The 12,731-nt window shown below is 44.2% G+C and carries 9 protein-coding genes; 8 read left to right on the forward strand and 1 reads right to left on the reverse strand.

The genetic code is table 11. The features are described 5' to 3' along the window. Positions 1 to 24: 24 nt before the first annotated feature. Complete coding sequence (locus CXF86_RS14805; protein WP_101092760.1) at positions 25 to 675, forward strand: response regulator; 651 nt, start codon at positions 25 to 27, stop codon at positions 673 to 675. Positions 676 to 731: 56 nt separating this feature from the next. Here the strand turns inward: CXF86_RS14805 and CXF86_RS14810 are convergent, their stop codons facing one another. Next, positions 732 to 4,226 carry a hybrid sensor histidine kinase/response regulator gene (locus tag CXF86_RS14810; RefSeq protein WP_102039360.1) on the reverse strand — a complete coding sequence of 1,165 codons (3,495 nt, stop codon included), beginning with the start codon at positions 4,224 to 4,226 and terminating at the stop codon, positions 732 to 734. 267 nt (positions 4,227 to 4,493) lie between these two features. On the opposite strand from CXF86_RS14810, the gene CXF86_RS14815 reads away from it, so the two are divergent. From CXF86_RS14815 to CXF86_RS14845, 7 genes are all read left to right on the forward strand, one after another. After that, entirely contained in the window at positions 4,494 to 5,534 is a 1,041-nt protein-coding gene (locus CXF86_RS14815; RefSeq protein ID WP_101092763.1) for a DcaP family trimeric outer membrane transporter, read from the forward strand. Between the two features lie 161 nt (positions 5,535 to 5,695). Then, positions 5,696 to 6,493 carry an ABC transporter ATP-binding protein gene (locus CXF86_RS14820; protein ID WP_101092877.1) on the forward strand — a complete coding sequence of 266 codons (798 nt, stop codon included), beginning with the start codon at positions 5,696 to 5,698 and terminating at the stop codon, positions 6,491 to 6,493. Continuing rightward, on the forward strand, positions 6,493 to 8,457 hold the full coding sequence (locus tag CXF86_RS14825) for a long-chain fatty acid--CoA ligase (protein ID WP_102039361.1): 1,965 nt from the start codon (positions 6,493 to 6,495) through the stop codon (positions 8,455 to 8,457). The genes CXF86_RS14820 and CXF86_RS14825 overlap by 1 nt, the downstream gene beginning before the upstream one ends. Beyond that, positions 8,454 to 9,347 carry a branched-chain amino acid ABC transporter permease gene (locus CXF86_RS14830; protein ID WP_101092767.1) on the forward strand — a complete coding sequence of 298 codons (894 nt, stop codon included), beginning with the start codon at positions 8,454 to 8,456 and terminating at the stop codon, positions 9,345 to 9,347. The genes CXF86_RS14825 and CXF86_RS14830 overlap by 4 nt, the downstream gene beginning before the upstream one ends. A gap of 44 nt (positions 9,348 to 9,391) precedes the next feature. Then, positions 9,392 to 10,465, forward strand: a complete 1,074-nt coding sequence (locus tag CXF86_RS14835) for a branched-chain amino acid ABC transporter permease (RefSeq protein ID WP_101092769.1) — start codon at positions 9,392 to 9,394, stop codon at positions 10,463 to 10,465. 70 nt (positions 10,466 to 10,535) lie between these two features. Continuing rightward, positions 10,536 to 11,822 carry an ABC transporter substrate-binding protein gene (locus tag CXF86_RS14840; protein ID WP_257982728.1) on the forward strand — a complete coding sequence of 429 codons (1,287 nt, stop codon included), beginning with the start codon at positions 10,536 to 10,538 and terminating at the stop codon, positions 11,820 to 11,822. An 85-nt stretch (positions 11,823 to 11,907) separates the two neighbouring features. Further along, positions 11,908 to 12,726, forward strand: a complete 819-nt coding sequence (locus tag CXF86_RS14845; RefSeq protein ID WP_102039362.1) for an ABC transporter ATP-binding protein — start codon at positions 11,908 to 11,910, stop codon at positions 12,724 to 12,726. Positions 12,727 to 12,731 lie beyond the last annotated feature (5 nt).

Here is a 12,731-nt window from a genome sequence, read left to right on the forward strand (position 1 = left end):
AAATGAATATATGAGGGATCAAACATGTTACAGCCACTAAAAATAATAATAGCTGATGACCATCCATTATTTAGACAAGCACTGGTCAACATATTAACCACACACTTTGATAATGTAAGATTATTTGAAGCTGAGACGATTGTAGAGCTCGATGAATTATTAAAGCAACAAGATGCAGATCTACTGTTACTCGATCTTAATATTCCAAAAGCTCATGGCTTTAATACCTTAGTCAATATCCGTAATTGTCACTCCCAAATGGGGGTCGTTGTGATTTCCGGGCAAGAAGATAAAGTCACGGTAGGTAAGAGCATGTCATTTGGAGCGGCGGGGTTTATTCCTAAATCGACTTCAGTTGAACAGATGGTCAAAGCCATTAAAGCAGTACTCGCAGGCCAACAATGGATGCCTGCGGGTTGCAGTAACGTTGAAGCAATAGAAGCCGATAGTATGACAAGTAAAATCATCAGCTTATCACCGAGACAACATCGTATATTAATGATGTTTGCTGATGGTCTACTCAATAAACAAATAGCTTATGAATTGGGGCTTTCAGAAGCCACCATTAAAGCTCATGCCAGTGCAATATTTTTAAAATTAGGGGTGCATACACGCACTCAAGCTGTGATTGCCATGAGTCAACTGCAACTCGATAAAACCTCACTAACCGCTTAATAGATTAAGCTGGAAAGATCTTCTATTACAAATTAAGCCGGCATACCTATGTCGGCTTAATTGTCTTCTTCGCTGCTGTAATGAGTGGTTGCGGATGCTGCATAGTTTGTCCGTAAGCTTGTTGCTAACGTGGCACTCATCACTGCACGCAGAGCGATAGGTTTAATTATCTTGCGTAGATAACCATAGCCTTGCTCCTTGGCTCTATTGACCACAGCTTCATCAATCGTCGCTGTGATCAAAATAGCGGCAATAGGTAAGTCTGATTGATGTTGCAACTCGACCATTAAATCTAACCCATTTTGATTATCTTCAAGCTGATAGTCCATCAATACAATGTCAATTTTATGAGCGTGTTTTGAAAATTGTGCTTTTGCTTGTAGCGCTGATGCCGCTTGATAAACGTGGCATTTCCAACCTTGGAGTAACTCCACCATCCCCGCTAATACATTAGGGTCATTATCGACACACAGTACATGAACGCCATTAAGAGTAAGGATATCAGCAGGGGCTTTAACGATGGACTCTGCTTTTGCTAAAACGGTTTTTAACTGAAGACTGAATATGCTACCGCGATTAACTGTCGAAGACAGTGCTAATTGATGCGATAGCAAAGAGGCTAAACCCTGCGCAATATTTAGACCTAAGCCGAGACCATTAACACCTTCATGTCCTGAGTGCTGCAATCGAGTAAACTGTTCAAAAATGACCGCTTGTTTTTCTGCAGGGATCCCCGGCCCATCATCAACGACTTGAATCGAGATACAGTCTCCGATGCGTCGATATCCAAGCAAAATTTTACCTTTACCCGCATACCGAAATGCATTGCTGATGAGGTTCTGCAAAATACGCCTAAGCAGCACCTTGTCACTGCTGACCCAAATCTGGGTGTTAATATGCTTGAATTTTACATCTTCCGTTGCGGCAATAGCACCAAACTCATCGACGAGCGAATCGATCACCTCTTGCAAGGCAAACTCGGTAATTTCGGGGACTATGATGCCACTTTCTATACGGGAAATTTCGTTTAAGTCCAGCAGCAGCTCATTGGCAACCTGTAATGAGTTGTCGATATAACCCATTTGTTGTTTTTGTTTATTCGACAGTTGACCATTCTGAACAAACGCAGAGGAAAATAATCTTGCGGCTGATAATGGTTGCAGTAGATCGTGACTACATGCCTTGAGGTATTGGCTTTTCTTTTGGTGTGCTTGTTCAACCTTTTGCAGTGCGACTGCTAGCTCTTGATTAGAATGCTCAAGACTAAGATTTGCTTGCTCCAGTTTTTTGGTGCGTTCATAGACCCGGGCTTCAAGATCTAAGTTCTTTTCTTTTAGTAATTTCTCCGCTTCTCGATACATGGTGATATCGGAAAATATCATCACAAAGCCGCCGTCAGGTATCGGGTTTCCTTCAATCCTGATGGTTTTACCATCGGGTTGTAGTCGCTCCGTACTGTGGCGGCTCCCTTGACGTAGATAAGCCAAACGACGTTCAACTTGCTGCGTTAAATCATGCTTAAAATGCTGGCCATGACTCAGGTTATATTCAATAAGCTGTTTGACTGGACAGCCGATATAGACGAGATCCTCTGGATAATTAAAGAGCTTTAAATAGTGCTGATTCCAAGCGACTAAGTTGAGCTCTCTGTCTATCACAGAGATCCCTTCACTGGCATTTTCTATTGCGCTGTGCAGCACTGAGCGACTAAATTCTGTGCGGTGACTAGAGGCCTCTTCAACTAGTTGTGCCACATCTTCAATCGCGATCCCGCGACCATTGAGAGCACAGGAGATCACCAAGCGCGCAGAGGCCGATCCCATGACACTGGCGAGCATATTTTCGGTATAGAAGATCAGTGTTTGGTTGTGAGCCGCTTTATCAATTACAGGCTGCTCTTGGCTTGAGTAAAAAGCTTGAAAACCATGGGCGGCTTTATCTTTACCGACAAAGCGGGCGACCAATAACTCTAACTCCGTTGGGTTGATATACTTAGGGACTGCGGATTGCAGCTTACCCAGATCTGGTCGTTCAATAAAGTGAGCTATTTGCATCTGCTCATGAACACTTTGTCGAGTAAACGAAGAAACTATCCATATCATAATGATATTGACAAATAGCCCCACCAACGTGGCCATTGTCGTCATGGAGTATTCACTTGCCGCAAAAGGATGGTTGTAGAGGCCCAGTTGTGGCAATAGATTGAGTGTTAACCAGAGTGAAAAACCACTGATGATGCCTGCAAGTACACCAATAAGGGTCACTCTGCGCCATAAAAAGGCAGCGAAGAGGGCTGGGCCAATCTGTGCGATAGCACCAAATGCAACCTCCCCCAATGATGCTAGCGTATCGGGTGGTGCTAGCAGAAACATGCCATAACTTAAAAATATTACTAATAGAATTAATCCTTTGCGAATGTTAAGCAAGTGGGATCTAAATTTATTAAAATCGGTACTCTGTATATTACTTACTTTAAAAAGTGTCGGAAAAACCACCTCATTACTCAGCATGGTGCTCAACGCAATGGTTGAGATGATAACCATAGAACTTGCTGCTGATATTGCCCCTAGAAAACTAAATAATCCGAGCCATGCTTGGCCACTAAAGGCGGGTAGAAACAATACATAAGCATCACTTTGCAGCGAGTCACCATAGAGGATATTGCCCGCTTGGCCTAACGGAGTGGCAAAGAAAGCAAACACTAAGATATAGAGTGGAAACGTCCAGCGGCTCCAAATGGCATGTTTTTGCTCTTTGAGTTCAACAATCAATACCTGGAATTGTCGCGGAAGACACAGAAAAGCTGACATAACGATAAAGAGTAACCCAAACATCGACACCATATTGGGGTAGGTAAACTCAGTTGATACCGGCGAAGCCTCATTGGCTTGACGCCAAATGTCCAGCGGTGAATCAAATAGAAAGAAAGACACGAAAATACCGATGGTGAGATAGGCGATTAACTTGACGAAAGATTCAAAGGCGATAGCCAGCATCATTCCGGGGTGACGCTCGGTGACATCAATGGCCCTAACGCCAAATATAATGGTAAACCCCGCCAGAATTAAGCTAACAACCAGGCCGAGTTGCCAAGACGATAATAGGTGATCTTGTCTTAAAATTTCATAGGAGTTCACAATCGCTTTTAGCTGTAAGGCGATATAGGGCAAGGTGCCAAATAGGGCGACAAAGGTGACAACTATCGCTAACAGTTGCGACTTACCAAATCGTGCCGCTAATAGATCCGCGATAGAGGTTATATTTAATTTGAGACACACTCTGATAATGCGCTGAATGAAAGGCCAAGCGAACATAAACAGTAAAATGGGAGCGATATAAACCGGTAGATATGAGAACGAATTACTCGCGGCTTGACCCGCAGTGCCAAGAAAGCCCCAGGAGGTACAATAGACACCAAGAGAGAGTGAATAAATGATGGTATGTTGCTGCTTAAAAAGTTTTTCTCGGTACCTATCGCCCAGAAATGCCATCAAAAAAAGCAAACCAATATAGCTAATACTAATTGTAACCAATAGCCAATTAGGAAACATGCTGTAGCCACACCTTCTTATTGGGAAATGTTAGCTTTATAGCTATTTAATCCCTTAATTGTTATGGGAATTAACATATCATATTTTGACTCTATTAGGTCGGCAAAGACTATCGACTTAAGTCTTAATCTATCGGTATTAATCCCCACGGGTTAATCCGCCCGTATTACAGCTAACGTATTAAGACTCCTGCACTAATACCATTTCACAATTGAGCAAACCCTTTTATTTCTTCATCTTAAGTGCAGACATTAAAGGGGATAAAAGATGCTTATTTCAAAAATAAAAAAAATTACGTTAGCCGGTTCACTGTGTTTATTGGCGGGTTCTGCCGCAGCAAGTTATGAATTTGACGTCGGTGACGATGGCAAATTAACCTTCGGTGGCTACATCAAAGTTGATGCTCGTTATGTCAGTGGTGATGTTGCTTATCGTGACTTTTGGATTGGTACCGGTGCGCCACTTGAAGAGAGTGCATCTCAATTTCGCATCTTTGCCAACGAAACACGTTTTAACACCAAATATGTTCATGGCGACGTGATGGGCTTTATTGAAATGGACTTTCTCGGTGGTGGTGGTAATCAGGTGGTATCTAACTCCGCAAACCCAAGAATACGTCACGCATTTATTAAATATGAAGGGATAACAGCGGGCCAGACTTGGACCACCTTTATGAACACCAGTGCCATTCCTGAGTCTGCCGATTTTGCCGGTGCAACTGTGGGCCTAGCCTTTATTCGTCAAGGGCAGATCCGTTACGACATTGGTAATTTCCAATTTTCTATAGAAAACCCAGAAAGCGTTGGTGGCGATACCACTAATGATGATCTACCCGATGTCGTTGCGCGTTATAACCTTAAAGGTGATTGGGGAGACATCTCGATATCGGCCCTCGGCCGCAGTCTCAATACCGACTTAGGAAATAGTGAAACAGCCCTCGGTGGCTCTATCGCCGGGCGGATCAAAACATTCGGTAAAGATGACCTGCGTTTTCAATTCCATCAAGGTGAAGTTGGTCGTTATGTAGGTATTGGTGTTGCCAGAGATTTAGTCGGAGAAGAGGTTGAAAATACCACCTCTTATTTGGCGGCATACCGCCATTACTGGACCGATACCTTAAGAAGTACTGCGCTATATGGCCGTGTTGAAACTGACATAGGCAATGCGGAGCGCAGTCAGTGGAGCATCAATTTATTCCAAAACTTGACTCCTCATTTGGCCATTGGTTTTGAAGTCGGTAATTTTGAAATTGGCGACCAAGATGTCGACTCTGACTACGCTCAGCTTTCATTCCGCTACGCACTTTAACCTTTGATGGCAGTAGAGATAACGCTTCTGCCGTCGTTTTTTTGCATAGCATCGCTTGTAAATCCCGTGATTGGTTACCCATGACAGTCGTTTAACGCTAATGCTCAACCTGGTTTGAGCATAGCGAAAAAGCGATATGTGCAGTTTAAAGGAGTATGGGTGTGACAGATAAAATATTAAAAGTTGATCAAATCTCTCTGGCGTTTGGTGGTGTTAAAGCATTAACCGACGTTAGCTTCGAAGTTGAGAAAGGGGCTGTATTCTCAATTATTGGTCCTAATGGTGCAGGCAAGACCTCAATGCTTAACTGCATCTCAGGTCGATACCGTCCTTATCAGGGCAGCATTCAATTTGATCACCAAGAAGTGACCCATTTACGGCCAAATGATCGCGCTGATTTGGGAATAGGCCGTACCTTTCAAAATCTCGCGCTATTTGGCCATATGTCGGTACTCGATAACATTATGGTTGGCCGACATCACCAGATGAAAAATAACTGGTTAACTGGGCCACTTTATTGGGCTTCACCCGCTCAAAAAGAGGAACTCAAACATCGCCGTCAAGTGGAAGAAATAATTGATTTTCTTGATATCTCCCACGTGCGTAAATCCGTTGCTGGAACCTTGTCTTATGGCCTGCGCAAGCGCGTCGAATTAGCTCGTGCAATAGCCCTTAATCCCAAGCTTATTTTATTAGACGAGCCCATGGCGGGCATGAACCTAGAAGAGAAAGAGGATATGGCGCGCTATATCTTGGATCTCAACGAGGAGTTCGGCATTACCGTTGTGATGATTGAGCATGACATGGGGGTGGTTATGGATATTTCACATCAAGTGATGGTACTCGACTTTGGTAAGAAACTCGTGAGTGGTTTACCCGATGAAGTGATGGCTAATGAGCACGTTAGACAGGCTTATTTAGGCTTAGATGATAACGAGCAATTACAAGAGGTGGGCTAATGAAAAAGGACAATAAATCATCGGCAAATCGCTTCGATATGGGGGATATGGATACCTTTCCAAAGATATTACGCCATAACGCCACTTTGTGGGGTGATGATATTGCCATGCGCGAGAAAGAGTTTGGTATTTGGAGCGAATTTAGCTGGCTCGATTATCACAACCGCGTGAAGTGGCTGTCACTGACCATTCGCCATTTAGGTATTGAAGCTGAAGCGACGATTGCGTTACTCGGTGATAACAGACCTGAATGGGTATGGGGAGAAGTTGCGGCCCATGCACTGAGTTGTTATTCGCTTGGGATCTATCAAGACTCAATGCATGAAGAGGTGGCATACCTACTTAATCGCAGCAATGCGCAAGTCGTGATCGCTGAAGATGAAGAGCAATGCGACAAATTACTTGAGCTTGGCGATCAAATTCCGACGGTAAAATATATTGTTTATTGCGACCCAAGAGGGATGCGCAAATATAACGACCCACGATTAATCAGCATCGAAGACATATATAAGACAGGGCGAAAGCTAGATAAGCAAAACCCACAAGGTTACGACAAGCTAGTCGATGCTGGGAAACCTGAGAATATTGCTATCTATTGCACCACATCAGGTACCACTTCAAAGCCCAAAATAGTATTGCTGCAAGGCAGTAAGTTTATCGAGCATTGCTGCTCATATTTACGCGCTGATCCTAGAAAACCAGGTGATAACTATGTGTCGGTACTGCCTCTGCCTTGGATCATGGAGCAGGTTTATGCGGTTGGGCAGGCGTTAATTGCACGACAAATCGTTAATTTTGTCGAAGAGCAGGAAACCATGATGGCAGATCTACGCGAGATAGGTCCCAGCTTTGTGCTGCTAGCACCGCGAGTTTGGGAAGGGATCTTAGCCGACGTTCAAGCGCGGATGATGGATTCCACTCCGCTGAAAAAGAAGCTATTTGAATTTGCGCTCAAACGCGCCGAAGCGGCACTTGCTAAGGGGAAGCGCTCGACCTTCGCTGATCTTATTTTAATGAAAGCATTGCGCGATAGATTAGGCTTCTCATTTCTAAAGTCTGCGGCAACGGGTGGCGCAGCAATGGGACCCGATACCTTTAAATTCTTCCAGAGTATTGGCGTGCCACTGCGCCAGCTATATGGCCAAACTGAGATGTGCGGTGCATATACCATTCATCATCAGGATGATGTCGATTATGACAGCGTAGGCGTAGCATTCGATACCGCGCAATTGCAGGTGATCAATACCGATAGCGAAGGTGTGGGTGAAGTTATCGCCAAGACGGTGGGTATGTTCAATGGCTATTTGGGCGACCAAGCCGCCTATGACGAAGATGTTAAAGAGGGTTGGATGCACACCGGAGACGCTGGTTATTTCAAACCTTCTGGGCATTTGGTGGTGATTGACCGGATCAAAGATTTGGCCAAAACCAGTCAAGGGATCCAGTACTCCCCGCAATACATTGAAAACAAATTAAAATTCTCTTCATTTATCGGTGAAGCGGTCATTCTTGGTAAAGACAAACCCTTCCTTTCTGCCATCTTGTGTATCCGATTTAGCATCGTTTCAAAATGGGCAGAACAGCAAGGGCTGGCATTTACCAACTATACCAATTTATCGAGTTTACCTGAGGTGTATGAGCAGCTCACTAAAGAGATTGAAATTGTTAACCAGTCGCTGCCAGATGCACAAAAAATCAATAAATTCATATTACTGTATAAAGAACTTGATGCCGATGATGGCGAACTTACTCGTACTCGTAAAGTTCGTCGTGGCGTTATTGCTGAAAAATACGCTGACATTATCGAGTCCATCTATAGCGATAAGTCCCATGTCGATATTGATACTGTGATTACCTTCCAAGATGGCAGCAAATCTCGTATTCAAACGCAGCTAAAGGTAGCTACCGTTATTGAAGCTGGTGCGACGTTAGACACTGATCTTTCTCAAAGGAGAGCCTCATGAATTTTGAACTGTTACTGCAGCTAATCATCAATGGACTGATTGTCGGTTTGTTATACGGTGTGGTGGGGATGTGTTTTGTGCTGGTGTATAAATCGACGCAGATAGTTAACTTCGCTCAAGGCGAGTTCTTGCTGATAGGGGCGTGGGTATGTTGGGCATTATTAGTCTATTTGGAACTGCCTTTCTTTTTAGGCTTTTTCCTCACGCTCTGCTTTATGGGGGTGTTCGGTGTGTTTTTGCAGATGATTGTCCTGCGTCCGATGATTGGTGAACCTATTATCTCGGTGATCATGGTGACCATAGGTTTATCCATCTTCTTCCAGTCGCTAACTAAGTGGATCTTTGGTGTGTCACCACAGAGTTATCCAAAAGTTTTTGATACCCAATCTATTGCTATATTTGGGCTTAATGTCGAGCTGGCTTACCTAATGAGTACCGTGATTGCACTCATTATCATGGTCAGTTTTTTCTTGTTTTTTAAATATTCTAAGCACGGTTTAGCCATGCGGGCTACGGCGTTTGACCAGCAAGTGGCCCAGAGCTTAGGTATATCCGTTAAACAAGTCTTTGCCATGAGTTGGGGAATAGCAGCCACGGTGTCTGCTACCGCAGGTGTTGTGATCGGCATGGTCAACGGTGTCTCAGATTCACTCTCCTCTATTGGTATCAAAGTATTTCCAGCCGTCATCTTGGGCGGCCTCGATTCGATTGTTGGGGCCATTGTGGGGGGGATCATGATTGGCGTACTTGAGAACGTGGCCGAGTTTTTCGACAGTCAGTATCTGCATATCGGCAATATGTATGACATTGCTCCATTTTATGTGCTGTTGATCATTCTCTGGTTTAAACCCTACGGCCTGTTTGGTACCCGTAATATCGAGCGCATTTAGATTATTCACTAAGTTATGTTTATCAGATTTTTTAAGGAGTTTTTATGTCTAGCTTAGCGATGCGACCGTGTGGTGATTTCCGCACAAGCTATAAAGCCGACAATACAATATTTGAAACCAAAACCGTTCGGCTGCTGATGATTGCAGTCATCGCCATTGCCTGTGGTGCACCCTTGGTGCTTGATGGTTACTTTTTAACCCTATTTATCCAAATATCTTATCTTGGTATTGCGGCGTTAGGGCTCAATATACTGGTCGGTTTTACCGGGCAGATCTCACTGGGCCATGGCGCATTTTTTGGCTTTGGTGCATTTGCCTCAGCCTGGTTAAATACCAGTTTTCAAATCCCAGTGGTGCTTTGTATCCCTTTAGCGGGCTTTCTGACCATGGCCGTTGGAATGATGTTTGGTATGCCTGCAGCGCGGATTAAGGGGCTGTATTTGGCGATAGCCACCTTAGCGGCTCAGTTTATCATTGAAGACTTTTTTGCTCGAGCAGATTGGTTCTCTGGCGGTTCTTCAGGCTCGATGGCTGCACCGGTCAATCTGTTTGGGTTTGAGTTTGATACCGATCAGAGCTTTTTCTACATCGCACTATTTGCCTTGGTGTTTATGTACACCTGGGGCTGCAATCTGATGCGTAGCCGAGACGGACGCGCTTTTGTTGCGGTACGTGATCACTACCTTTCAGCCGAAATAATGGGGGTTAAGCTCAACAAGTATCGCTTGTTATCTTTTGGTATTTCCTCGTTTTATGCCGGTATTGGCGGCGCATTATACGGGCACTACTTGGGCTATGTGTCTGCAGAGGGCTTCACTATCTTAATGTCGATTCAGTTTCTAGCCATGGTGATTATTGGTGGGCTGGGCTCGATAAAGGGCACCTTAATGGGCGTGGTGTTTATGGTGTTACTGCCTGAAGTGCTTGAAACCATGGTCAGTCTGATGAAGTACACCGACTGGGGCAATATTCCCATGGTGACCGACGGCTTAGCGTATATCAAAGAGATGGCGATTGGATTGGTCATCATTCTGTTTTTGATTTTCGAACCAGAGGGGCTTGCTCATCGCTGGGCGCAGATTAAGAACTATTGGAAATTTTACCCGTTTGCTTACTGATTTTTTTCGAGCTGTAACAGCAGCGGTATACAGCTTTCAACTTTGACTGAACATTTGAAGGATCATAACTATGCATAACCATACTAATAATAACGGATTGAATAAAGTGAAATACTTAAAGTGGGCGCTGGGCTCAAGCCTTGCTTGTTTAGCCACAACAGCCAGTGGTTTAGCGCACGCAGAAGAGACTATTTTTGTTGGCCACTTAGCTGATATGTCGGGTCCTACGGCGTTTGTCGGTAAGCCCTATGCCGACGGTGTGCGTGATTCACTCGCTTATATTAACGCCCATGGCGGTATTGATGGCACCAAGCTTGAGTATGAAACCATTGATTACGGCTACAAAGTGCCTCAAGCGATAGCCTCTTATAAAAAGTGGCAGTCACGTAAAAATATGGTGGCCATGCAAGGCTGGGGCACAGCAGATACCGAGGCGCTGATCTCTTTTGCAGCGAAAGATAAAACCCCTATTTTTTCAGCATCCTATTCTGGCCACTTAACTGATCCTCAGGGCAAGAATCCCAACACTAAAAAGCCAGCACCTTATAACTTTTTCTATGGTGCATCTTACTCAGATTCTTGTCGTGGACTAGTGCAGTGGGCTGCCGATGACTGGAAAGCTAAAGGCGGTGAAGGTAAGCCTAAGTTTACTCATATTGGCGCTAACCATCCATTTCCTAACGCCCCCAAAGCGGCCTGCGCTGAATATGCAACAGAATTAGGTTTTGATGTTCAGCCTTCGGTGGTTATTTCAATGAAACCGGGTGACTTTAAAGCCCAGTGTTTAAGCCTTAAAAGCTCTCAAACAAACTATGGCTATATCGGTAACTTAGGCGGTTCAGTGCAATCACTGATTAAGTCATGTAACACCGTAGGCACCGATATTCAGTTTATGTCGAATATCTGGGGCGGCGACAAATTAGTCTTTAAAGCTGCGGGAGAGGGCGTTAAAAACTATATATTCCCCACTATGACGCCATTTTGGACTGATGATGTACCGGGAATGAAACTGGTACGCGAGATTTCAAAGATGTCTGACAGTGAGGGGAATAAAGAACGGCTACATCACTATATCCGCGGTGTGTGCTCAGTTTACTTTATGAAAGAGTCTATGGAGTGGGCTAAAGCCAACGGTGGTGTCACGGGTGAGAATATCAAAAAGGGCATGTATGTGCGTAAAAACTGGGTACCTAAAGGGCTCGAAGGGGTGTGTTTACCCGCGACATGGACCCCTGAGGATCACCGTGGTATTAACCAAGTTAACATCTATAAAGGCAACTTTAATGGTGGCGATATACAAGTTGAAAAAGTAGATCAGATAACGCTAGAACGCCGTGTTGACTGGTTAGGATACTAAGCCTGAACCGATCGTGAAGTTCGTTTATTTGCCTAGCAAGTCAGTATTTTCTTGCTAGGCAATAACATTGAAAGTTGGAGTTGTTATGACACAAGCTGTGCAGTTAAAGCCTGAAAGTCCTCTTTTATCGATTAATAACATTGAAGTGGTTTATGACGATGTTATTCAAGTACTACGTGGCGTTAGCATCGATGTTCCTCAAGGTGAAATTGTGACCCTATTAGGGCCTAACGGTGCGGGAAAATCGACAACCTTGAAAGCGATTTCAGGCCTACTCAAGACCGAAAATGGTGAAGTATCACGCGGTGATATCCATTTTATGGGTGAGCGTATTGATGTCAAAAATGCTGAGGATGTTGTTCGTTCCGGACTTTTCCAAGTGATGGAAGGGCGCCGGATCATCGAGGACATGAGTGTTATTGAAAATCTAAAACTTGGCGCATATACCCGTAAAGATAGTCAGGTGAATCAAGATATAGACATGGTGTATAACTATTTCCCTCGTCTTAAAGAGCGCACTGGGTTAGCGGGATATTTGTCTGGCGGTGAACAGCAAATGCTAGCAATTGGGCGCGCATTAATGGCACGACCTAAGATGATCTGTTTAGACGAACCGTCTATGGGGTTGTCACCGTTACTGGTTAAAGAGGTTTTTGGCATTATTGAAAAGATTAACCGTGACCAAGGGATCACCATGTTGCTGGTGGAGCAAAATGCTAACTATGCGCTAAAGGCGGCAAATTATGGCTACATCATGGAGTCAGGAAAAATAGTGCTAGATGGATCCAATGAGCAGCTATTGAATAATGAAGATGTGAAAGAGTTTTATCTTGGTGGCGGCAAAGAAAAGCGTAAGAGTTTTAAAAACTTGAAATCTTATAAGCGCCGTAAACGCTGGTTGTAATAAGG

Origin of the sequence: Shewanella sp. GutCb (genome assembly GCF_002836135.1) — a bacterium.
Lineage (GTDB): Bacteria > Pseudomonadota > Gammaproteobacteria > Enterobacterales > Shewanellaceae > Shewanella.

Coding starts and splice junctions, on each gene's coding strand:
- CXF86_RS14805 (WP_101092760.1), top strand. CDS start 25: ATGTTACAGCCACTAAAAATAATAATAGCTGATGACCATCCATTATTT.
- CXF86_RS14810 (WP_102039360.1), bottom strand. CDS start 4,226: ATGTTTCCTAATTGGCTATTGGTTACAATTAGTATTAGCTATATTGGT.
- CXF86_RS14815 (WP_101092763.1), top strand. CDS start 4,494: ATGCTTATTTCAAAAATAAAAAAAATTACGTTAGCCGGTTCACTGTGT.
- CXF86_RS14825 (WP_102039361.1), top strand. CDS start 6,493: ATGAAAAAGGACAATAAATCATCGGCAAATCGCTTCGATATGGGGGAT.
- CXF86_RS14830 (WP_101092767.1), top strand. CDS start 8,454: ATGAATTTTGAACTGTTACTGCAGCTAATCATCAATGGACTGATTGTC.
- CXF86_RS14835 (WP_101092769.1), top strand. CDS start 9,392: ATGTCTAGCTTAGCGATGCGACCGTGTGGTGATTTCCGCACAAGCTAT.
- CXF86_RS14840 (WP_257982728.1), top strand. CDS start 10,536: ATGCATAACCATACTAATAATAACGGATTGAATAAAGTGAAATACTTA.
- CXF86_RS14845 (WP_102039362.1), top strand. CDS start 11,908: ATGACACAAGCTGTGCAGTTAAAGCCTGAAAGTCCTCTTTTATCGATT.